Raw genomic sequence first — 23,527 nt, 5'->3', positions numbered from 1 at the left:
AGGATTTAGGTTCATAACGATGTGAATCTTTATACTTGTTGGGTTTTTAGCCAAAAAGAGGTCATCTTATACAGATGGCCTTTTTTTTCGTCTGTTAAATCAAAAAATTCACAGCGATATACTATTAATGATAAGGAGTTAGGTTATAGTGAGATCTTTATCGTTTTGGATTGTGGTATCAAATTGCAGGGATTATCTAAGCCATTTACGTGGCCAGTGACAGTGTATTACGAAGACACCGATGCAGGTGGTGTTGTATACCATTCAAACTATCTTAAGTTTTTCGAACGCGCTCGAACTGAGATGTTGCGCTCAATTGGCGTTTCTCAGCAAGTCTTGTTAGAACAAAACATCGGTTTTGTAGTCCGACATATGGACATTGATTTTATTCAAGGTGCGCGCCTTGATGATTCTTTACAAGTCATTACAAATATTTACGAGTTGAAGCGAGCTACCTTGGTCTTCTGTCAAGAGATCGTAAATCCTGATGGCAAAGCATTGTGTAAAGCAATGGTTAAGGTAGCATGTATCGACAATCAAAAAATGAAACCAAAGGCAATGCCAACATTTATTCTTACGGAGCTAACGAATAGTGACTGCTGAAATCTCAATCTTAGGCCTAATTTTAGAAGCTAGTTTATTAGTTAAAATGGTCATGCTAGTTCTTATGGGCATGTCTGTTGTTTCTTGGGCGATGATCATCAAAAGAAGTAAAGTATTATCTCAAGCTTCGAAACAAACAGAAGTGTTTGAAGACAAATTTTGGTCAGGCGTTGATCTTGCAAAATTGTACCAAGAGAGCAATAAACGCAAAGACGAGCTTTCTGGTACTGAAGAAATTTTCTACGCAGGCTTTACTGAGTTTGCTCGCCTTCGTAAATCTAATGCCACTTCTCCTGACTTCATTATGGAAGGCACTGGCCGTGCGATGCGCGTTGCTGTTGCTCGTGAAGTCGATGAACTAGAAACTAACTTACCTTTCTTGGCAACCGTTGGTTCTATCAGCCCATACATCGGCCTATTTGGTACGGTTTGGGGCATCATGCACTCATTCATCGCATTAGGTGAAGTGAAGCAAGCGACACTCGCTATGGTTGCCCCTGGTATTGCAGAAGCACTGATCGCAACCGCAATGGGTCTATTTGCTGCAATTCCAGCAGTAATGGCGTACAACCGCTTCAGCAGCCGAGTAGGCAAGCTAGAGCACAACTACGCGACTTTCTCTGAAGAGTTCCACAGTATTCTTCACCGTCAAGCGATGGCTGGCAGGGAATAATAGATGGCTGGATACCAACCTAAAAAACGCAAAATGACGGCAGAGATTAACGTTGTACCTTACATCGACGTGATGCTTGTTTTGCTGATTATTTTTATGGTGACTTCGCCGTTTGTTACTCAAGGCGTTGACGTTGAATTGCCTCAGGCTTCAACGGCTAAATCGGCACAAGACCTACTGGGGGACGACAACGCAAGTTTCATCATCGTTGAAGTGAACAAAGACGGTGAACTTGGCTTGAGCGTTAATGACGAAGAAGTACAGCGTGGTTTATCTATGGAAGATATTATCATCCGAGTGAAAGCTGAGTTGTCTTTGAAGCCGAATTCTCCAGTGGCGGTTGGCGGTGATGCCGCAACGCCTTACGCTGAAGTGGTTTTATTACTTGATGAATTAAGCCGTGCAGGTGTGCCAAAGGTTGGCCTTTTAACGGATATAAGGGAATAGCTCCGTAGCATTCATGAAAGCGACTAATAAAAAATCCAATAGTTTCAGAAAACCGCTTCTTATTTCACTTGGGCTGCACGTCATTTTATTCGTTGCGCTTATTTGGGGAGCGGATTTCACGATGTCAGAACCTAAGCCGACAGGGCAGATGGTTCAGGCTGTGGTGATTGATCCTCAGTTGGTTCGCCAGCAAGCTCAACAGATTCGTCAACAGCGAGAAGCCGCGAGCAAGAAAGAGCAAGAGCGTTTAGACAAACTGAGACGTGAAAGCGAACGACTTGAAAAGAATCGTAAAGCTGAAGAAGAAAATATTCGTAAGCTAAAAGAACAACAAGCGAAAGAGGCTAAAGCGACTCGTGAAGCTGAAAAGCGCCGAGTTGAGAAAGAGAAACAACGCAAAGCTGAAGAAGCGCGTTTACAGCAAGAGAAAAAGAAAGCCGCTAAAGCCGAAGCTGATCGCAAGCTGAAAGAAGCTGCGTTGGTGAAAGCCGAGAACGAGCGTAAGGCAAAAGAAGCGGCAATCGCAAAAGCTGAACAAGAACGCGTGGCAAAAGAAAAAGCGGCGAAAGAGGCAGCAGACAAAGCTCGTAAAGAGAAAGAAGCCGCTGAACGCGCTGAAAAGCAACGCATAGCGAAAGAGAAAGAAGCGGCAGCCGCAGCAGAGAAAGCCCGTAAGGCAAAAGAAGCTGCAGCTAAAGCAGAAAAAGAGCGTAAACAACAAGAAGCAGCATTGAACGATATCTTTGCTGGGCTTGAAACTGAGTCGACTCAAAACTCTTCGGCTAAACAACAATTTATTAGTGATGAAGCACAGCGTTACGGTGCGATTTATACTCAGCTTATTCAACAGAACTTGTTGTTAGAAGACAGCTATAGAGGACGCTCATGTCGAGTGAATCTTAAGCTCATTCCAACGGGTTCTAATGCGATTCTGGGAAGCTTGAGTATTTTGGATGGAGACAGCCGTTTGTGCGCAGCAACCAAGCGTGCCGTGGCACAAGTGCAATCTTATCCATTGCCTAAAGACCCAGACATTGTGAAATCACTAAAAGACATTAACTTAACTGTATCACCAGAGTAAAAGGACGAACTTGTGTTAAAGAAACTACTACTGAGTTTTGTTTTCTTAATAGCTACAAGCAGCCAGTTTGCACATGCGGCACTGGAGCTGGTTATTACAGACGGTATTAACTCTGCACGACCTATCGCTATTGTACCTTTCCGTTGGGAAGGCGCAGAGCCATTGCCACACGATGTATCAGCAGTTATAGCTTCTGACCTACAACGCAGTGGTAAATTCAGCCCAGTTGCGACAAGCAAAATGCCTCAAACGCCTTACAGCGAAACTGAGGTGAACTTTGATGCTTGGACTAACCTAGGCGTTGATTCATTGCTAACAGGTAGCATCACTAAAAATGCCGAAGGGCAGTACGTGGTGAACTACCAATTGATCGACATTGTTCGTGGTCAGCTGACTAAAGGACAAAGCCGTGCATTAAGTGATGAAGGCCAATTGGTGCTTTCTAAAGACCACGTGTTGTTCAACAAAAAAGCAACGGTTCCTGGCAAGCGCTTGAGAGAATACGCACACCGTATTTCGGACTTAGTGTATGAAGAATTAACCGGTGAGAAAGGCGCGTTCTTAACTCGTATCTCTTACGTAGTTGTGAACGACAAAGATAAGTACCCATACCAACTTCGTGTTGCTGACTACGATGGCTTTAATGAGCGTTTAGTACTTCGTTCTAAGCAGCCTCTTATGTCTCCAGCATGGTCACCAGATGGTAAGAAACTTGCGTATGTGAGCTTCCAGAATGGCCAAGCTGAAATATTTATCATGAATATTTACACCGGTGAACGTGAGAAAGTGACGTCATACCCTCGTCACAATGGTGCGCCAAGATTCTCGCCAGATGGTAAAACATTGGCATTGGTATTGTCGAAAACAGGCAGCCTTCAGGTGTACACACTTGACCTTGCTAGCCGTAAGCTGACTCAAATTACCCGCGGCCGTTCGAATAATACTGAACCATTCTGGCACCCAGATGGGAAGTCTCTTATTTTCACATCGGATCGTGGTGGTAAACCTCAGATTTATAATGTAAATTTGTCCAATAATTCGACTTCTCGTATTACTTGGCAAGGTAGCCAAAACTTAGGTGGCCAGATCACCCCTGATGGTCGATTCCTTATCATGGTGAATCGCAGTAACTCAGGTTTTAACTTGGCTAAGCAGGATTTGGAAACCGGTGCGGTTCAGGTGCTAACAAAAACATTGTTAGATGAATCTCCAAGCATTGCGCCGAATGGAGGTATGGTTATCTATAGCTCTATTTACAATAAAACTAACGTACTATCGATGGTTTCTATCGATGGCCGTTTTAAAGCTAGATTACCGGCAACCAACGGACGTGTAAGAGCGCCTGCGTGGTCACCGTTCCTCTAGTTCTCTTGATACATTCTTTTAGCTATTGATAGTGTTAACTATTGTGGCAATTAACTATCTATAGCACTTAGTCGCTGTAGAAACTAAGTTTGATAACGTAAGGAAAAAAAGATGCAACTTAACAAAGTTCTTAAAGGCTTGATGATTGCACTACCAGTGATGGCAGTAACGGCATGTAGCTCAACTGATGAAGCAACATCTGCAACATCTGGTACAGAAAGCAACCAAACAACTTCAGGTTCAGAAAGCAACGTAGACACAACTGTTGTAACGCCAATTGACGCTAACGGTCAACTGTCTGAGCAAGAGCTTAAAGAGCAAGCGCTACGTGAAACTCAAACAATCTACTTCGCATTCGATAACTCTACTATCGCTGGCGATTACGAAGAAATGCTAGCAGCTCACGCAGCATACCTAGTTAAGAACGTTGACATGAACGTTACTATCGAAGGTCACGCTGATGAGCGCGGTACTCCTGAGTACAACATCGCACTTGGCGAGCGTCGTGCACAAGCTGTAGCGAAATACCTACAAGCTCTAGGTGTTCAAGCTGACCAAATCTCTATCGTAAGCTACGGTGAAGAGAAGCCACTTCTTCTAGGTCAATCTGAAGATGTGTACGCTAAAAACCGTCGCGCAGTACTAGTTTACTAATTTTAGTAGACTATATAATTGAGGAATTGCCTCATGTTCAGTAACACAAAGCGAGTCATTTTGCTTTCGTTACTGGCAAGTGCAGCGAACATCGCGTTCGCTGCACCAGCTCCAGTATCCGATCTCAATAGCACCGCAACCAATTCATCATCTTCCTCTCGAGCAGCGTCTGCATCTAACGAATCAGATATTGAGCGTTTAGAGCGCCTGCTTCAAAATCGCAACCTTGTTCAGCTTCAAATGCAACAGCAAATCGACGACATGGCACTGGAAATCAGTGAACTTCGTGGTGAGTTGGAACGAAACAGCTACGATATGAAGCAAATGCTAGAGCGCCAACGTGAACTGTTCATTGAACTGGATCGCGTTAGAGGCGAGGTGAAAGCAGCAGGAACCGCAACGGTAGCAGTGGCAGCGAGCGAAGGCTCTAAAGATGCTTCTGGTACGTTCAGTACTGATGTCGATGAGCAAACCGCTTATCAAAATGCTGTAGATATGATTCTAAAGCAACGAGACTACACGGGTGCGATTGCCGCATTCCAAAAGTTTCAAAAAGACTTCCCAGATTCAACCTTCACACCTAACTCACATTACTGGTTAGGTCAGCTTTATTTCGCTAAGAAGCAAGATAAAGAAGCGGTGAAGAGCTTCGCAGCTGTTGTGTCTTACAAAGACTCCAACAAGCGAGCAGATGCACTGGTTAAGCTTGGTGACATAGCTGCGCGCAACAACAACGCGACGCAAGCTAAGAAATATTACCAACAAGTCGTAACCGAGTACCCAAACAGTGCTTCGGCTAAAGTGGCTAAAACCCACTTGTAAACAAAATAGAGGTGCTTAGGCGCCTCTTTTTTATACCTGACTACTTCCGTTTAGTGTTTACTTATCTTCTTTGTGATGCCAACACGTCGCCTTGTTTATGCGTTTTAAGCATTAGCTAGCCACTGCTTGCAACCAATCCTTTTTGATCCCAATCGCTGTCCTGTGTAGAATACTCGGATTCTCGGAAGAAGTTGCGTAGAGCAAGAGCAATGAGTCATATACTAGATAAAATCGATACAGTTTACCCGTTTCCGCCTAAGCCAGTTCCATTGAGCGACGCTCAGAAACAGGCCCACATCGCAAACATCAAAAAACTACTTCAAGAAAAAGATGCAGTTCTAATTGCACACTACTACACAGATCCTGAAATTCAGGCTCTGGCAGAAGAAACTGGTGGTTTCGTTGGCGATTCATTAGAAATGGCTAAGTTCGGTAACCGTCACTCAGCAAGCACTTTGATCATTGCTGGTGTTCGTTTCATGGGTGAGTCTGCAAAGATTCTTACTCCTGAAAAACGCATTCTAATGCCAACACTTGAAGCTGAATGTTCACTTGATCTTGGTTGTCCGGCTGACAAATTTACAGAATTTTGTGATGCTCACCCTGACCACACCGTGGTTGTATACGCGAACACCTCTGCGGCTGTTAAAGCTCGTGCAGACTGGGTGGTTACGTCGAGTATCGCTTTAGAGATCGTTGAAAGCCTAGATGCTGAAGGCAAACCCATTATTTGGGGCCCAGACCGTCACCTAGGTTCTTACATCGCAAATCAAACCGGCGCTGACATGTTGCTTTGGCAAGGTGAGTGTATCGTTCATGATGAGTTCTCAGCTGATGCTTTGAAGAAAATGAAATCGGTATACCCAGAAGCGGCTATTTTGGTTCACCCAGAATCACCAGCAAGTGTCGTTGAACTGGCGGATGCTGTAGGTTCAACAAGCCAACTGATCAAGAAAGCAAAAGAGCTTCCTCATCCACAGATGATTGTTGCTACTGACAAAGGTATCTTCTTCAAGATGCAGCAATTGGTTCCTGAAAAAGAACTGATTGAAGCGCCAACGGCAGGTGCTGGTGCAACTTGTCGTAGCTGTGCACACTGCCCTTGGATGGCAATGAACGGCCTTGAAGCGATTGAAAATGCGCTTGAGAATGGTGGTGAGCAACACGAGATCTTCGTTTCTGACGAGCTACGTGTAAAGTCTCTTGTCCCATTGAACCGCATGCTAGATTTTGCAGAGCAGTTAAATGTGCAGGTAAAAGGTAACGCGTAAGCCGTTCTTTTATCTAATCAACAAAAAACCAGCCAATAGTGCTGGTTTTTTTGTACCTGAGTATAGGCCGCCAATATCAATATTGTGATCATGTATCTTTTTCTGATGATACATCTTGTTGATATCGCGTATTTTTTCTAGCATGTAGGTAAGAGAAATGAGGCAGAGGCTCGAATGATAATCTGGTTACAACTCAAACGCTGGATCAAAGCAAACATCTTTGTTTTGAATGGCAAAAACTTACTGTTCACTTTTCTTGGCTACATAGTTCTATCGTGGTCGATGCTGTATTTGGCGGGTGAAACAGATTTAACCAGTTCGGTTACCGTATTCGCTTACTACTTGGTGGTAACGGCTTCTACAGTTGGTTATGGTGATTTATCACCGACCACGGTAGCGGGGCAGTGGATCGTTATTCTATTTGTGATTCCTGGAGGGTTGAGCCTTTTCGCCGCGTTACTGGGTAAAGTGGCGACAGAAGGTGTTGAATATTGGCGAGCGGGCTTGCTAGGAAAAAGGAGAGTTAGAGTGGACAACCACATTTTGATGTTGGGGTGGAATGAGCAAAGAACCATTCATCTCATCCGCATGCTGCAACACGAAGAAACAGGTAAGCGACCAATCGTATTATGTACGCGTTCAGATATCGAGAACCCGTTACCCGGTGAAATCAATTTCGTTAAAGTAAACAGCTATACCGATGGTAAAGAGATGGAGAAAACGGGCATTGAGTCTGCAAGTTGCATCTTGATTGATAACCCAGAAGACGACATTACGCTATCTGCGGCGCTTTACTGTGCCAACCGAAACCCTAAGGCACACCTTCTTGTTTACTTTAAAGACGAAGCGCTAAGCGATTTATTGCACAAGCATTGCCCTAACTCTGAATGTATTCCAGCGGTGGGTGCAGAGATGCTAGCAAAGGCTGCGGTAGACCCAGGATCAAGTGCGCTTCATCAAGAGTTATTGAGCTCAACAAGAGGCATGACACAGTATTCAACGTATTTCCCTGAAGACGCCGAGCCTGTCACCGTTGCGCCTATTTTCTCTGTGTTTAAAGAGAAGTATCAAGCAACGCTGATCGCGATTGATACGGGAAGTGGTATTGAACTGAACCCAGAACTAGACCAAGTTGTCAGCAGTGGTACTAAGCTGTTCTATATTGCTGATGAGCGCATTGATGATTTCGATTGGAAAGGCTTCTAAAGCTTCTATTTTCATTTCGTCTAAAAACTAAAAAGGCCTCATAGCGAGGCCTTTTGGGTATGTATAAAACTAACTGTTATTGAGCTTCAGCCAGTGCAATACCACGCTGAGTTAGACCGCAAAGCATGACCGGAACAGCGTTAAAGATCTCTTCGAACTGCTCTAGACCTTCGATGCCTTGCTCTGCAAGCGTAGCAATTGAAGTTTCTGGATCGTAAAGCATGCTCAATGAAAGTAGGACGCCGCCAACAAGCGCGTTGTCTTCGCTCTCTTCAGGCATTAGCGTTTCCCAATCATCACGAGCAATCTGCCAGCCTTGAAGCAAGCCTTCACAAAAATCACGAGCGGCAGTGTTAACCACTTCTTCGTCGTCTAATTGACAAGCTTCAGGCCAAACCCAAGTACCTTCAATCAGTTCTGGGCGAGTTTTATTCCAAAGCTCGATGATAACTTCAATGTAGCTTTCTAGCTGTTCACCATCCGTAAAAGGCGCGACTTCTTCGCCACCCCATAAGAACGGTAGCCACTCATGCGGGGTTAACACATTGGGTGCCGCTGCCATTGCAGTGACAAATCCGATGGTTTTGTGTTCTGTGATTAGCTTTCCTTCCAACTCTGGAAGCGCAAGAATATCTTGTAAAGTCAAAGTGAGGTACCGTAAAAGGGAACATATTTGCGCTTATAGTACCAATGAACTTGTGCCAATCAAGCTTCAATCTAAAAAGGCTTGATGTCATGGATGATAAACACTAGGTTTAACAGAAAAGAAAACAATAAAAGAATTATGCAGATACGGTCGTCTTTAAAGAAAAAAAGCATGGTAGCGCTTGGGCTGTACCTTGCTATGTTTATTGCCATTGTCGGTAGTGTGACGTATTACGTCGTAGAATCCCCTGTGCGCGCCAAATTACAACAAAACCTCGACTTACGTACGCAACTGTTATCCGCATTGATTACAGAGCCACTCAGTAGCTCTCAAGGTTTTGTTGATAGTTTAGTTGGTTTTGCTCAAGCACATCGCAAAGGTGAAGATGTCATCCCGCTATTCAAGTCGATGTTAGCCGCGAGCGATGACACAATTGTTAGCGCTGGTATTTGGCCAGAACCGTATGCGTTGGATTCCGACAAGCTCTTAAACAGTTATTTTTTCAACAAAGCTGACGATGGCACGATTGATCAACTGTTCTCTTACAACAATCCTAAAAACGCCCCTTATCACGAAGAGTATTGGTATACCTCGGTTGTAGACAAGCCACAGGGAACCATCTCTTGGAGCGATGTCTATATTGATCCCTATACTCACGTTCGAATGATTACGGCTTCGTCACCTTATTACTATGATGGCACCTTTGCTGGTATTGCGACGGTGGATCTCTCGCTCGAAGAGTTGTTGGGTTTCATTAAAAACCACGCCGAAGAGTACAATCTTGGTATCACCCTGAGAGATAAACTCAACCAAGTGTTGGTTTCTTATAACTTCAATCTTGTTGAAGGCATCTATATCAGTAGCAACCAATTTGGTGATTTCGGCTGGCAAGTGGATGTGGTGAACTCAAAAACACGTGTAGCAGACGAAGTATTTCGCCAGGTGATGAGCATTGAAGGCGGTATTGTTCCGCTATTGCTACTTTGTGTGATGGCGGGATATTACTTATTGAATCGTTATTTGATTAGTCCAATCACAAGGATTGCTGCACAGGTTGATAGCTCGAAAGCCGGCGAAATCATTGATGTGGATTACTCGAGTGATGACGAAATCGGCCATTTAATTAAAACCTTTAACGAAAAGACTATTTATCTCGAAGCGGAAAAGGTTAAAGCTCAGGCATCTACCAATGCAAAAACCGCTTTCCTTGCAACCCTATCACATGAAATTCGCACCCCTATGAATGGTGTGTTGGGTACCGCTCAGATCCTATTAAAAACGCCTCTAAACTCCGAACAAGAGAAGCATCTTAAGAGCCTGTATGAGTCCGGCGATCATATGATGACCCTACTCAACGAGATCTTAGACTTCTCGAAGATCGAGCAGGGTAGGTTGGATCTTGATGAAACGCGTTTCCCGCTTGATTCGATCATCGGCAGTATTAACAGTGTTTACTACACATTGTCTTCCGAGAAAGGGCTTCAATTCAAAGTGTACTCCGAGGTGCCTTCTGGTCGTTGGTATTTCTCAGATAAAGCTCGCCTGCGCCAAATTTTGTTTAACTTGTTGAACAACGCGGTGAAGTTCACCTCCAGAGGCTTTGTTGAGGTGTACTTGAAAGAAGTCGTAGAGGGAAGTGACACCTACCTTAGTATTCGAGTTCGTGACACCGGAATTGGCATCTCTAAAGAAGCTCAAAAGCGTATTTTTAAACCGTTTGAACAAGCGGAGTCTTCCACTACAAGGCGTTTTGGCGGTACGGGTCTTGGCTTAGCGATTGTGAAGAAAATTGCCCAACTGATGGATGGCAGTATTACCGTCACCAGTGAAGAAGGGATAGGCACGAGCTTTGATGTTCGCTTGAAGATTCAACCTTGCCAGCCTGGCGAAATCGAGAGCTTGCCACACAAGAAGCTAGACTACTCAGGCTTAAAGGTACTGATCGTCGAGGATAACCGAACCAATACAGTGATCATTGAAACCTTCATGAGCAGCAAAGGATTCATTTGTAAGAGCGTCGAGAATGGTGAGTTAGCGATACAAGCCGTGGTTGCTGAGCGCTTTGATTTGATACTCATGGATAACCATATGCCTGTGATGGATGGTGTTGAATCAACCACTGCGATTCGTGCGTTGATAGGTGATGTGTCATCGGTATTGGTGTTTGGTTGTACGGCTGATGTCTTTAAAGAGACTCGTGAGCGTATGCTGGGAGCGGGTGTGGATTATATTATCGCTAAGCCGATTGATGAGCGTGAACTGGATGATGCTTTATTCCGCTATTCAAATAAGCTTTACCAATACCATGAAGTAAAAGCGGATGATCTCGAAAGCCAAGACGTAAAACAACACGATTCGAAAAGTAAAAGCGAGTCACTGCCTAAACCTGATCTTCGAAATAAAGATAACACTGAAGAGCTGTTAGTGACGCTGTATGTGGCGTTAGAAGACAACAACCTAGAACTGATTCAATTTGCACTAGAGAGTCTACGTGTCCACGTTGAACCTATGAACAACGCGGAACTTACTGAACAAGTCGATAAAGCGTTAGAGCAGGTTGTTTTAGGAGCACCACCAACACAAGATGTCATTAATATCATTACTGTAAATCTACCGATGGCTTAAATGTTGTTTAATTACGGTAAGTAAATGACGAATTGTCCAATATTTGACCTTAGTTGGATTTTTTGGTGAAAGTGACTGCTTTTAAAGTGGTTTTTGGTTGTTAATTTACAACTTGATTTTCAATTTGGAATGTATGACTGCTAATCTTGTGATTTAATAGTGACATTGTCTGGTAGGGTGCAGATGTGCCTTGTTTATATGTTACTAAATCACTAATTAAGCAGTGATATATTTTAGGTTTGTTGTCAATGAAGTCTCGTGGTCCATTTTGTATTCGAAACGCAGCTGCGGATACATTTGCTATGGTCGTTTTCTGTTTTATTTCTGGCATGATCGTAGAAGTGTTTATTTCTGGTATGACGTTTGAGCAATCTCTTGCTTCTCGAACATTATCTATTCCTGTAAACATTGCTATCGCTTGGCCTTATGGCGTTTTTCGTGATTGGTTCTTGCGCAATGGTGCAAAACTTTCACAAAGCTCATTGATGAAAAACTTGTCTGACTTGATGGCATACGTGTTATTTCAGTCTCCTGTGTATGCGGGTATTTTGTTGGCAGTGGGTGCTTCAGGCGACCAGATCGTTACGGCTGTCACCAGTAATGCCGTTATCTCGTGCGGTATGGGCGTACTTTACGGCTACTTCCTAGATATGTGCCGAAAATGGTTTAGAGTTCCAGGCTACTATCAACAAGCTTAAGAAAAGCAACAAGCGTAAGTGCAGCGAAAGAATGAAATTTGGTTTGTTTTTGATCTAATGAGTTAATTTGTAATCGAACAAACCGAAAAAGGCACTTTTTTTGAGAATGCCCCTTGACCAAAGCAAGCAGAATCAATAAAGTAGCGCCTCGTTGAGTGACATGCTCAACACACAATTTGTGGAAGGATGGCTGAGTGGCTTAAGGCGCTCGCCTGGAAAGCGAGTATACGTTTATAGCGTATCTGGGGTTCAAATCCCCATCCTTCCACCACTATTCAAAACCCTAGCAGAAATGCTGGGGTTTTCTCGTTTTAGAGCTCCCTATATTCACATAATCTGCCTCCTTCCATGACGTCGCCTTTTCAAATCCTTTTCGTGATGGCCTTTTCTCTGTTTATGTTGAAACACATTGATCCAGATTAGCGATTGATGTCACCGATAAACGCTTGATTTCTTGGTCTGGATCTACAAGATTAAGAGTAAGCAACATTTTGAATAATCTTAACTCTTAGGAATCTATAGCATCATGACAGAAACCCTCGTTTCTCCAATGCTCTCCTTTACTATTGCGATCTCATTACTGTTTATTGGTAAAGGTTTAATCGAGCGCTCTGAAGTATTAAGGAAGTACTCTCTGCCAGAGCCAGTTATTGGTGGCTTTGTTTGTGCCGCTACCGTAGCGGCGCTTTACTATCTATTTGAAATCCAGATCACCTTTAGCCTTGATGTCAGAGATTTTTTGCTACTTTACTTTTTTGCTGGTATTGGGCTTCAAGCGGATATTAAGACGCTGGTAAAAGGTGGGCGACCGTTGTTCATCCTGCTCTGTCTGGCTTCGGCTTTTATTGTCCTTCAAAACTTAGTTGGCATGGCTGTCGCGTCGGGTTTTGGTATGGATGCGAAAGCGGGTTTGTTGTCAGGTTCTATCAGTCTGATTGGCGGCGTTGGTACTACGTTGGCGTGGGCGCCGATGTTCGTGGAAGAGTTTGGTATTGCTAACGCGCTAGAACTTGGTGTGGCTTCCAACACAGTTGGTTTGATAGCGGCGTGTGTGATTGGTGGTCCAATTGCTAACTACCTACTCAATAAACACAAAGTAAGTCCTTCTAATGAAGAAGAGGTCACCGTTGGTGCATTCCAAGAGAGTGAAACAAAAACAGAGCTAAGCCACTACGGCGTTCTATGGGCATGGTTGATTCTAAACTTGACGCTGATGCTGGGTTATAGCTTGAGTGAAGTTATCGAATCAATGGGTCTGAAACTGCCGTTATTCGTTAGCTGTTTGATTGCGGGTATCTTAATCGGAAACGTTGGTAGGGCTCTGTTCAGGAAGCGCCGTACACAAGAGAAAATTGCTCAAGGTCGCAAAGGTTTAGCGATGATCTCTGACATCTGCTTAGGCATGTTCTTAACCATGGCTTTGATGGGACTACGAATCTGGGATCTTGACGGGCTGTTTGGCTACATCTCTGTGGTCATGAGTATCCAGATTCTACTTTCACTACTGTTTACTATCTTCGTTGTTTATTACTTGATGGGAAGAAACTACGACTCCGTGGTGATATGTTCTGGTTTCGGTGGTATCACTCTAGGCTCGACAGCAACTGCGATTGTTAACATGACAGCGGTAACTCATCGCTATGGCGCAAGCCCACAAGCATTCATTGTGGTGCCATTAGTGTGTGGATTCTTTGTTGATTTGATCAACGCGCTAGTGATCAGTTTCTTTGTTGGTCTGTAAGTGAAGTGACGGATTGTTAACTGCTTGAGACTAGCATCTGATTCATGACCACAAAGGCGATGACGAAAGTTGTCGCCTTTGTTTTATCGACAGCAAGCTAAAACACGTGTATCAGCCTTTGATGTAGTGCCTTGAAGTGACTCGGTGCACAAGTTAGTAAGAGCAATTACGATCTTGATAAATTGGGATATATGTTCGCAGCAAATTTGTGAGACGCTTGATCAAGTGTCAGTTGAATCACAAGGAAGTTGAATGCACCACTTTAATATCCGCGCGCTGGAATACCTTAATGCTTTATCGAAATATGGGTCGTTACGTAAGGCATCTAAGATGATGAATGTTGACCCTGCCGCGATGAGCAGAATGCTGACACAGTTAGAAGCGCAAGCGGAAATGAAAGTATGGGAGCGCAACAACCGCCAATCACTGTTAACCGAAGCAGGTAATGAACTGTTGAATTACTACCGTTCCATAGTTCGTAGTGAAACGGCGGTACTGGCTCGTCTAACTAAGTTGAAAAACCTCAAGGGCGGTAACGTTAGCATTGCGATTGGGGAAGGTTTTATCACTAACTTGGTTTCTAAACCGATGCAAACCTTCATGGCTCGATACCCTGATATCAATTTATCGATTGAAATTGCAGGTGCATTGGATGCCGTGAAAATGTTAGAAGATCAACAGATAGATTTCGCGATCACCTATGCGTCTGCACCTCATCCTAAACTGCACTCCCATGTTGAACGTAGCCATCCGCTCGAATTGATTGCTCCGAAGGGGCACTTCCTTACGATGAAAGAAGCGCCTGTGACACTGCAAGATGTTAGAGAGGCCTCTGTTGCTTTGATCGACAACTCGACAGGTATGGGGAGGTTAGTAAAGCAGGCTGAACAAAACTCTCATCTCACTTTGCAACCTAAGCTTCAAACTAACTCGGTTACCGCGCTAACTAACTTCGTTTCGGCAGGCCTAGGCGTGACCTTTATGCCCAAACTCACGGTGCTTGATGAGATCAAATCAGGACAAATTGAAGTAGTTGCGACCGAGTTGGAGATGCTATCGAAGGCGACGGTTAAGGTTCAATCTTTGAAGGGGCGTGCGCTCACGCTACAGGCCGAAACCTTGTTAGATTTCTTACTTGAAAATGCTACTTTCTTGAGTCATGACGCTTACAATATCTAGGCTTAATCGATTTATTTAGCGACGCCTCCCAAGCTCCCAAATACCGCCAATATCACAGTTTCAAACTGCCGAATTAGTTTTTGACTGGAATTGATATTTTATCAACACCGTATCTATTGTTAAGTCAACATGTGCAGAATAAGTTACAAATCATTAACGAAACGAGTTTTAGACTGACAGCTGTGTTCGACAGATTTTGGCTTTGTCGGACATTAGGGGAAGAGAATGGAAGTAATTGTTATTGGCAGCGGTGTTATTGGCTTGACCAGTGCTTGGTATCTGGCGAAAGAGGGCCACTCGGTGACGGTTATTGATCGTCAAGATAGTAGTGGTAAGGAAACCAGCTTCGCGAATGCAGGGCAGATTTCTTACGGCTATTCTTCACCATGGGCGGCGCCTGGGATTCCGTTGAAAGCAATGAAATGGCTTACCCAAGAGCACGCTCCCTTAAAAGTGAAGCCGTCACTTTCCCCTGAATTAGTTTCTTGGGCGACTAAGATGTTGGCCAACTGTAATGAAGCCAAGTACGCCGTGAATAAGTCACGCATGTTAAGAGTGGCAAACTTCAGTCGAGAGTGTCTCACTCATCTAAGAACCAGTGAAGATTTGGCTTATGAGGGTAGGCAGAAAGGCACCTTGCAAGTATTCCGAAGCGAGAAGCAACTAGACGCGATTCAGCAGGATATGAAGCTATTAACAGAAAGCGGCATCGAGCACTCGCTGTTTGGTGTTGATCAGTGTCTGTCGGTGGAACCGGGATTAGCTGACGTGAAAGACAAGTTGGTGGGCGGCTTATACTTACCTCATGATGAAACCGGTGATTGCCATCAGTTCTGTTTAGCGCTGACTGAGAAGGCCAAGCAACTTGGTGTTAGGTTCGTGTTTGATACTGAGGTGGTGAGTTTGAATCATCAGAACCAAACCATAAAAAGCATTGCGACAACTCAAGGTGAATTCAAAGCGGACGCTTACGTGGTGGCTTCGGGAAGCTACTCTCGTGAACTGCTCAAGCAAGTGGACTTATCGATTCCTGTATATCCCGTGAAGGGCTACTCCCTGACACTTCCGATCGTGAGTGCAGATAAGTCGCCGACCTCTACAGTAATGGATGAAACCTACAAGGTAGCGATGACCCGTTTCGATGACCGAATTCGTATTGCAGGGACGGCAGAGCTTGCTGGCTTCAATTATCTTATTCCTGAAAAACGTAAAGCCACGATTGATATGGTGATAAAAGATCTTTTCCCACAGGCGGGGGATTTCTCTAAGGCAGAATACTGGACAGGGTTAAGACCGATGACTCCGGATGGTACGCCTATAATCGGCGCGACGCCTATCAAGAATCTATTTACCAATACAGGCCATGGAACTCTAGGTTGGACAATGGCATGTGGCTCAGGAAAGATCTTGGCAAGCGTGGTCAGTGGCTCTGCTAGTGATATAAAAACTGATGACTTGAGTATCCACCGCTATATGTAAAAGCAATCCGTTAGTTATCTTGCCTATGGTTTGATGATATCGACATTAGGAGCATAAAGCGGATGCACCTAATGTTGCAAATCTAGGTGCATGGTTTTAAGTCTCCTCTATTTATAATCACGAGATGAATTGAGACTTAAATGACCTTAGCTCTGGCGGTAGCTCCTTATTTACGAGGTTAATAGCTTTGCGATGTTCTAATCCAATGGATCTCACTACGTCCCCGAAATGTTGGTTAAACAATAGCTCGAAATCACCACTGAGTTTGTAGTCTTGCAGTTTGTCCTCAAGTAATTGAGCCAGTTGAGCCTTGTCTGGGTGGACATAGAAGACCAGAGGAAGAGGGTAATAAAGCATAATACTTTTTTCTATGACTAACCCATTCAGGGAATAGGTATGTTCTTGGTATATGCTTTCAACTTCATTGGCTCCGAGTGACACATAATCACATTTTTTATCTGAGAGAAGTTTCAGAATCTCTGGTAACGTTCCTTGCTCTAGTACTCGATATCCATTTGCTCTAAACAGCTCAGCATCAGCCCATGTCGCAGGAATTCCAGCGATAAGTGATTTCAGTTTATTGCTGTTGATATTATGGAATGTGGGTTGTTCTTGTTCCCTAATTATCAGGATACGGTGTCCTAATAAGCCTTTACAAATTGGAGAGTTGAGTTTAATTGCAGGCTTATCAGCAAATTTACGGTTTCCCGCCACCGTGACGAGTACATCATAATTCTTGCGGAATATATTTCCTTCATCCTCAGCTCTTGGAAAGTCTGTATTATCGCTGTGAACGACAATAGGTTCGTTCGGATCCCAATTCAACAAGCTATGAATTAGCTCCAACTCATAGTGCTGTCTTTTACCTGATTTATTGCCATTCCAAAAGTTAAACATAGTTGTCCTAAGGGGGAACTTACATTTTATGACTGGTATGCTGACATAGGTTTAGCGGTCAAGAAAGCGCTTTCTTTTATTTTTGAGAGAATCATACATAGATACAGTCTATGTATGTTGAGAATCGCGACGGAAAGGCTATTTTAAAGAAAGCACATAAGTTCATTGATGGGTTAGAGGTTCGACGATTAGGAAAGACCATGGGGGCACTATTGGTGAATTTTAACTTATTGTTTTTAAATTGTTTTTCGTGTTAGCGAACAATTAATGTGACGAATGGCACTGTTGTGTATTTCTATTCTCAATCTATTCTAAATTTGTGATCTATGGTTCGTTTCACCGAAATGTAAGTTGAAGAATCATTCTATCGGCTTATTATCCACCTAAAGAAAGCGGTTTCTTGATGCGAGTTGCCGATAGTGAATACGAAAACACCCCTTTTTTTAAAGTTAAAAGAAAGCGCTTTCTTTCTGGTTATTATCATTAAAAGGACAACGTGATGCACAAAAAGACATTGATTGCTTCGCTCGCCATTGGAGCTTTATTCGGAGCCTCTGTACAAGCAGATGAAGTTAAGCAGGGTGGCACACTAACGGTGCCAATTATCAATACTGGCTTTGTTGAAAACTTTAACCCTTATACAACTAAAGACTTGCTGCATGGGGTAATGTTTGAGCCATTGGTCGTATTCAACAACATGACAGGTGATGTTGATTATCGCCTGGCTGAGTCGGTTGAGTATTCAACTGACCTGAAAACATTGACGCTTAAGTTACGAGAGAATTTGAAGTGGTCTGATGGTTCAAAGTTAACTGCAGACGACGTTGTTTTTAGCTTTATGTTGACTAAAGAGGCACCAGCTTTTGACCAGAAAGGTATTTGGTCTTCAGGTAATTTAAAAGAAATCAAATCTATTGACGCGCGAACCGTCGTGTTTGAGCTGACGGAAGCGGATTCTACATTTGCTTGGAACTTAGAGCGTTACCATATTGTACCAAAGCATATTTGGTCGAAAGTTGAAGAGCTGACAACGTTTACCAACCTTAACCCGGTAGGTAGTGGCCCAATGACGACGGTTAAATACATTAAACCGCAACAGATGGAGCTGTGCCGAAACCCAAATTACTATTTAGAAAATAGACCTTATTTAGATTGCATCAACTTCCGTTCTTACAATGACAACTCTCAGATCCAACCTGCCTTAATCAAAGGTGAGATTGATTGGGGTTCAAATTTTATTGCTGACGTTGAATCAACATTTGTCGATATGGATAAAGAAAATAACCATTTTTGGTATCCAGCGAATGATGCTATCCACCTTTACGTAAATACCAAAGAAGCGCCATTTGATGACCTAAGAGTACGACAAGCACTTTCTATGGCTCTTGATCGTGAAACCATCGTTGATATTGCTGCTTACGGTTATCCGACCGCAAACTTCAATGCTGGTGGCATCGGTGAGCTATACGAAACGCACATTGATAAAAATGTATCTAAGAAATATGGTTATCTAACTAAGTACGATGTTGAAAGAGCAAACGCTTTACTTGATGAAGCGGGCTTAGTTGACAAAAACGGTGATGGATTCCGCGACAAAGCAAACGGGGAAACGGTTGAGTTTGATATCGAGGTTGTAAACGGTTGGACCGACTGGATCCAAGTGGTTCAGATGGTATCTGAATACTTTGAAGAAGTGGGTGTGAAAGCAAACGTTAAGACTGTGGATTGGGCGGTATATGACAGCAATTTGAAAGAAAGCAAATATACCATGTCAATTAACTGGTCAATGGTCGCGACAAATCCAATCTTGGCGTACCAAGAGTACTTCTCAACGTCTCGAATCGGAAAAACTTGGCATGCTGGTCACGGTGTTAATTCACCAGAAATCGACGCATTGATCGACAGCTTCGGCAAAATTGGTGATGCAGAGCAGCAAGAGAAAGTGTTGAGTGAACTTCAGGAATTTACGGCTGAAAACCTTCCCTTTATCCCTCTATTTTCTAACCCAACTTGGTTCCAATACAGTACTAAACATATTGTTGGTTGGCCAAGTGAAAAAGACCCATACGTACAGCCAGTATGGTACGACGGTGGTAAGAGAGTAATAATTCTCAACAATCTACACCTTAAGTAAGTTATTTTTGAGAGGGCTACAGCTTAGGTTGTAGCCCCTAGGTTAAAAGATTTTTATGTCGTTTTTAATTCGCCGATTTGGCTTCTATTTTACCGCTTTCTTAATCGCTATCTCGTTTAATTTCATGTTGCCTCGCCTAATGCCAGGAGATCCTGTTGATGCTCTTTTCGCTGCAGCTCAAGGTCGAATGGATCCTGCTCAAATGGATGCTGTTCGTGAAATGTACGGTTTTGTTGATGGCAATGTTTTCGAACAATACTTCGCGTATATGAAAAGCGTATTCACTCTTGATCTGGGACCTTCAGTGCTTATGTTTCCTGTAAGTGTTTCAGATGTCCTTGCTATGGCACTGCCGTGGACTATGTTCCTAGCGCTTGGTTCGCTGATTGTTGCTCTTATCATTGGTGTCAGTATTGGTACGTATGCATCGTATCGACGTGAAGGGCTATTTGGACAAATTGTTCCGCCAGTTTTGGCATTTATTAGTAACTTCCCGTACATCGTGACCGCGTTACTGTTGTTCTATTTCTTCGGTTTAAAACTCGAACTATTACCTTTGGCATACACCTATGACCCATCGCTAGAGCCAGGTTTTACATGGGAGTTTATTTCTAGTGTGGCTAAACACGCTGTGTTGCCTATGGGCTCTATGGTCCTGGTTGGGATCGCAACATGGGTCTTCAATATGCGTAATGCGATGATCAATGTGTTGGGTGAAGATTACGTAACGATGGCTGAGGCCAAAGGCTTGAGTAGTTATCGTGTTATGTCTCGCTATGCTGGTCGAAATGCCATCCTTCCTGTTGCGACCGCTATTGCAATGGCAATCGGATTCTCATTCGCAGGCTCAATCATGACCGAAGTGGTTTTTAACTACCAAGGCTTGGGGAACATCCTTCTTAAAGGCATAGTTGCTCGTGATTACCCACTTATCCAAGCCATTCTTCTTATTTTGGTGACAGCGGTACTGACCGCTAACTTTATTGCCGACCTCCTATATGTCTGGCTTGACCCTAGAATCTCGAACTGAGGCGCATGATGGATAATTTAATGGATACTCAAAAAACCGCTAACCAGCCGAATATGCCAGTACGTGAGCCAAAATGGTCGTGGAAAAACGTAAAGAAAACTCTCGGTAAAGCTTACGCATTTTTCTACGGTAACCCTCCAGCCATTGTAGGTACTTTTTTACTTACGATTGTCTTAGCTGGGGCGTTATTTGCGCCTGTGTTATCGACTCATAATCCAGAAAAGCGCGTAGCACGTCCACATATTGCACCAAGTTCTGAGCATATTATGGGCACTACTCGTAGCGGGCGTGATGTATATAGCCAGGTTCTATTTGGAGCAAGAAAGTCGCTTACTGTTGCGATCTCTGCGGGCGTAATCGCGATGACAATAGCAGTGCTCGTCGGGGTTTCATCTGGTTACTTTGGTGGAAAAGTCGATGAACGCTTGAACTTCGTTACTAACGTATTTCTTGTGTTTCCACAGTTGCCCTTGCTGATTGTTCTCGCCGCATTCTTAGGGCAGGTCGGTTCGCTGGTTATTACCGTGTTGTTAGGAATAACCTCCTGGCCTTGGGGAGCTAGGGTGATTCGTGCACAGACCATGGCAATTAGAAGCAAAGAATTCATCATTTCTGCAGAAGTTATGGGTGAATCAAAAATCCGCATTATTTTAGTAGAGATCTTACCAAACTTAGTTTCGATTGTTTTTGGCGGCTTCCTAGGCACGGTTATCTACGCAATGGGCTCTGAAGCTGGTCTAGGTATTTTAGGTTTAGGTGATGCAACAGAAGTGAGTTGGGGCTCTATGCTGTATTGGGCACAGACCTCTTCATCGTTATATACCGGTGCGTGGTGGGAAATGCTGGTTCCTGCATTGGCGTTAGCGATTACTGGTGGTGGACTCGCATTGATTAACATGTCAATTGACCAAGTGAGCAACCCTAAATTACGTACGGGCCCACACATCAAACTGTGGCACAAACTTAAAAAAGAAGCAGATAAACGCCGAGGCCTATAATGAGCAATCTATTAGAAATTAATAACCTGTGTGTTGATTACGTTTCTCCTAATGGCGTAGCAAGAGCCGTTAATGACGTTAGTATTTCCATTGCGCCCGGTGAAACGCTCGGTATTGCCGGTGAGTCTGGTTGCGGTAAAAGTACATTGGCTTTTGCTATATCACGCCTACACAAAGCACCAGCGCTTATCTCTGAGGGTGAAATACTCTACAAAGGGCAGGATGTTTTAAAGATGAATAACAAGCAGTTACGTGACTTCCGTTGGAATGACGTTTCTATTGTTTTTCAAAGCGCAATGAACTCACTTAACCCTGTCATTACCATCGGTGAGCAGCTAACGGACGTTATTCTAGCGCACAGAAAAATACCTTATAAACAGGCTCACGATCGTGCGGTCGAGCTGTTAGGAACGGTTGGGATTCATGGCGACAGAATGTCGAGCTTTCCCCATCAACTGAGTGGAGGTATGCGTCAGCGAGTTGTTATTGCGATTGCTTTGGCGCTGGAACCTAAACTGATCATCATGGACGAGCCAACAACGGCACTTGATGTAGTGGTTGAACGTGAAATCTTGAATGAACTGTATGAGCTTAAGAGTAAGTTTGGCTTCTCTATTCTGTTTATTAGTCACGACTTAAGCCTCATGGGCGAAATTGCTGATCGAATTGGCGTGATGTATGCGGGTAACCTTATTGAATTAGGTGATGCGAAAACGGTATTTAGTGAACCTAAGCATCCTTATACAAAAGGGCTTATCTCTTCATTCCCGACTATTCATGGGCCAAAAGAACGTCTCTACGGGATCCCTGGGAATCCTGTCAACCTTTTGGATACACCTCAAGGATGTAACTTCCAAGAGCGATGTGGCGAATGCATTTCAATGTGCATTAAAAGTGAGCCTCGTTTGGGCGCTATTGCGACTGGGCATCACGTATCTTGTCACCTAGTTTGAGCGAAAGATTATGAATACTTTAAAGAACGTTGATAAAAGCGAAGTTATCTTATCAGTTAAGAATTTGGTAAAAGATTTCCCACTTGGCCAGTCAGTCAAAAGCAATATGATGCGAGCCGTAAATGATGTTTCATTTGATCTTCGTAAAGGAGAAGCATTAGCGATTGTTGGCGAATCTGGCTCAGGGAAAAGCACAGGAGCTCGAATTCTTACCCGAATTTACGATAAGACGGCTGGAGATATCGAATTCAAAGGTGAGCCTCTGTCTGACTATATTGAAAAATATGGTGAGCTTGAATATGCACGCCAAGTGCAAATGATTTTTCAAGACCCGTTTGGCTCGTTGAATCCTGTACATACGATTTACCACCATATTGCGCGACCATTACTTATCCATAAACGAGCAGAAAAAGAAGCGATTCCGAACCTCGTTTATGAATTGCTTGAAATGGTTGGGCTTACACCAGTTAAAGAGACCGCAGAGAAGTACCCCCATGAACTAAGTGGTGGACAACGACAGCGTGTCGCAATTGCACGCGCAATTGCTGTTAGCCCTGAAGTTATCCTAGCTGATGAACCTATCTCTATGCTTGATGTGTCTGTGCGGTTAGGAATCTTAAACCTAATGGCTGACTTGAAGGATAAGCATGGTATTTCGTTCATGTACATCACTCATGACATTGCGACAGCGCGTTATTTTGCTGAGAAAACGGCGGTGATGTATGTAGGACATATGGTCGAATGGGGCAATAGCGACAACGTCACTCAGAACCCACAACATCCGTATTCTCAGTTGTTGTTGTCAGCAGTGCCAGAAGTCGGTAAATCGGGCAAGCGTGACATGAACGTGAAAAAAGGCGATATCCCTTCTTGGAAGCCAAGTAGCGTAGGTTGCCCGTTCGCAAGCCGTTGTATGAAAGCCGATAAACTTTGCACGCAATCAATACCAGAACCGACTCAAATTGCAGAAGAGCATTTTGCTCGTTGTCATCATTTGTAAACTTTAAATCCTTTTTGAAACGCAA

21 protein-coding genes and 1 tRNA gene are annotated in these 23,527 nt (G+C 43.7%); 20 read left to right on the top strand and 2 right to left on the bottom strand.

Translation table 11 applies throughout. The features are described 5' to 3' along the window. The first annotated feature begins 165 nt into the window (after nt 1-165). The 9 genes from ybgC to OC193_RS10180 all read left to right on the top strand — a co-directional run bounded on the left by ybgC (nt 166) and on the right by OC193_RS10180 (nt 8,122). Nucleotides 166-603, top strand: a complete 438-nt coding sequence (ybgC, locus tag OC193_RS10220) for a tol-pal system-associated acyl-CoA thioesterase (protein WP_017067533.1) — start codon at nt 166-168, stop codon at nt 601-603. Next, nucleotides 593-1,276: a protein TolQ gene (gene tolQ / locus OC193_RS10215; protein WP_010437896.1), complete on the top strand. Its 684-nt coding sequence runs from the start codon at nt 593-595 to the stop codon at nt 1,274-1,276. Before ybgC ends, tolQ begins: the two co-directional genes overlap by 11 nt. A gap of 3 nt (nt 1,277-1,279) precedes the next feature. Then, a complete protein-coding gene (gene tolR / locus OC193_RS10210; protein WP_048664689.1) occupies nt 1,280-1,723 on the top strand; it encodes a protein TolR in 444 nt (147 codons plus the stop codon). Between the two features lie 13 nt (nt 1,724-1,736). Then, nucleotides 1,737-2,804 (top strand): cell envelope integrity protein TolA, encoded by a 1,068-nt coding sequence (gene tolA, locus OC193_RS10205; protein ID WP_048664690.1) that lies wholly within the window; start codon nt 1,737-1,739, stop codon nt 2,802-2,804. A 12-nt stretch (nt 2,805-2,816) separates the two neighbouring features. Then, nucleotides 2,817-4,169, top strand: coding sequence for a Tol-Pal system beta propeller repeat protein TolB (tolB, locus tag OC193_RS10200; RefSeq protein ID WP_048659648.1), 1,353 nt, complete (start codon nt 2,817-2,819; stop codon nt 4,167-4,169). A gap of 111 nt (nt 4,170-4,280) precedes the next feature. Further along, nucleotides 4,281-4,823 (top strand): peptidoglycan-associated lipoprotein Pal, encoded by a 543-nt coding sequence (gene pal, locus OC193_RS10195; protein ID WP_048659647.1) that lies wholly within the window; start codon nt 4,281-4,283, stop codon nt 4,821-4,823. Between the two features lie 33 nt (nt 4,824-4,856). Next, nucleotides 4,857-5,645, top strand: a complete 789-nt coding sequence (gene ybgF / locus OC193_RS10190) for a tol-pal system protein YbgF (RefSeq protein WP_048659646.1) — start codon at nt 4,857-4,859, stop codon at nt 5,643-5,645. A gap of 209 nt (nt 5,646-5,854) precedes the next feature. Further along, nucleotides 5,855-6,916, top strand: coding sequence for a quinolinate synthase NadA (nadA, locus tag OC193_RS10185; protein WP_048664691.1), 1,062 nt, complete (start codon nt 5,855-5,857; stop codon nt 6,914-6,916). Between the two features lie 174 nt (nt 6,917-7,090). Continuing rightward, a complete protein-coding gene (locus OC193_RS10180; RefSeq protein WP_048664692.1) occupies nt 7,091-8,122 on the top strand; it encodes a potassium channel protein in 1,032 nt (343 codons plus the stop codon). A 76-nt stretch (nt 8,123-8,198) separates the two neighbouring features. Here the strand turns inward: OC193_RS10180 and OC193_RS10175 are convergent, their stop codons facing one another. Beyond that, complete coding sequence (locus OC193_RS10175) at nt 8,199-8,768, bottom strand: UPF0149 family protein (protein ID WP_048659643.1); 570 nt, start codon at nt 8,766-8,768, stop codon at nt 8,199-8,201. Between the two features lie 138 nt (nt 8,769-8,906). Between OC193_RS10175 and OC193_RS10170 the strand changes: the two genes are divergently transcribed. The 6 genes from OC193_RS10170 (at nt 8,907) to OC193_RS10145 (ending at nt 16,490) form a co-directional block, all read left to right on the top strand. Further along, nucleotides 8,907-11,393, top strand: coding sequence for a hybrid sensor histidine kinase/response regulator (locus OC193_RS10170; protein ID WP_443735441.1), 2,487 nt, complete (start codon nt 8,907-8,909; stop codon nt 11,391-11,393). A gap of 248 nt (nt 11,394-11,641) precedes the next feature. After that, the gene (locus OC193_RS10165; RefSeq protein ID WP_048616306.1) at nt 11,642-12,091 is read left to right on the top strand and encodes an L-alanine exporter AlaE; all 450 of its coding nucleotides are present in this window, start codon (nt 11,642-11,644) and stop codon (nt 12,089-12,091) included. A gap of 180 nt (nt 12,092-12,271) precedes the next feature. Next, nucleotides 12,272-12,362 (top strand) — tRNA-Ser (locus OC193_RS10160). A gap of 255 nt (nt 12,363-12,617) precedes the next feature. Further along, nucleotides 12,618-13,832, top strand: coding sequence for a sodium/glutamate symporter (gltS, locus tag OC193_RS10155; protein ID WP_048659641.1), 1,215 nt, complete (start codon nt 12,618-12,620; stop codon nt 13,830-13,832). 252 nt (nt 13,833-14,084) lie between these two features. After that, on the top strand, nt 14,085-15,011 hold the full coding sequence (locus tag OC193_RS10150; protein ID WP_048659640.1) for a LysR family transcriptional regulator: 927 nt from the start codon (nt 14,085-14,087) through the stop codon (nt 15,009-15,011). A 225-nt stretch (nt 15,012-15,236) separates the two neighbouring features. After that, the gene (locus tag OC193_RS10145) at nt 15,237-16,490 is read left to right on the top strand and encodes a D-amino acid dehydrogenase (protein WP_048664693.1); all 1,254 of its coding nucleotides are present in this window, start codon (nt 15,237-15,239) and stop codon (nt 16,488-16,490) included. A gap of 117 nt (nt 16,491-16,607) precedes the next feature. Here OC193_RS10145 and OC193_RS10140 read toward each other — a convergent pair whose 3' ends face one another. Then, nucleotides 16,608-17,387 (bottom strand): ABC transporter substrate-binding protein, encoded by a 780-nt coding sequence (locus OC193_RS10140; protein ID WP_048659638.1) that lies wholly within the window; start codon nt 17,385-17,387, stop codon nt 16,608-16,610. A gap of 499 nt (nt 17,388-17,886) precedes the next feature. Here OC193_RS10140 and OC193_RS10135 point away from each other — a divergent pair, with 499 nt between their 5' ends. The 5 genes from OC193_RS10135 to OC193_RS10115 are packed head-to-tail and all read left to right on the top strand — an operon-like array spanning nt 17,887 to nt 23,502. After that, on the top strand, nt 17,887-19,521 hold the full coding sequence (locus OC193_RS10135) for an ABC transporter substrate-binding protein (RefSeq protein WP_017071752.1): 1,635 nt from the start codon (nt 17,887-17,889) through the stop codon (nt 19,519-19,521). Nucleotides 19,522-19,576: 55 nt separating this feature from the next. Then, nucleotides 19,577-20,551: an ABC transporter permease gene (locus tag OC193_RS10130; protein WP_017071753.1), complete on the top strand. Its 975-nt coding sequence runs from the start codon at nt 19,577-19,579 to the stop codon at nt 20,549-20,551. Nucleotides 20,552-20,571: 20 nt separating this feature from the next. Then, on the top strand, nt 20,572-21,549 hold the full coding sequence (locus OC193_RS10125) for an ABC transporter permease (protein ID WP_371957688.1): 978 nt from the start codon (nt 20,572-20,574) through the stop codon (nt 21,547-21,549). Next, the gene (locus OC193_RS10120) at nt 21,549-22,502 is read left to right on the top strand and encodes an ABC transporter ATP-binding protein (protein ID WP_048659634.1); all 954 of its coding nucleotides are present in this window, start codon (nt 21,549-21,551) and stop codon (nt 22,500-22,502) included. Before OC193_RS10125 ends, OC193_RS10120 begins: the two co-directional genes overlap by 1 nt. Nucleotides 22,503-22,512: 10 nt before the next feature. Then, nucleotides 22,513-23,502: an ABC transporter ATP-binding protein gene (locus OC193_RS10115; RefSeq protein ID WP_017071889.1), complete on the top strand. Its 990-nt coding sequence runs from the start codon at nt 22,513-22,515 to the stop codon at nt 23,500-23,502. Nucleotides 23,503-23,527: the final 25 nt, after the last annotated feature.

Source organism: Vibrio crassostreae (assembly GCF_024347415.1).
GTDB classification, from domain to species: domain Bacteria; phylum Pseudomonadota; class Gammaproteobacteria; order Enterobacterales; family Vibrionaceae; genus Vibrio; species Vibrio crassostreae.
Note: the sequence above shows the minus strand (reverse complement) of the source record. Positions and strands in the feature narration are given on the sequence as shown.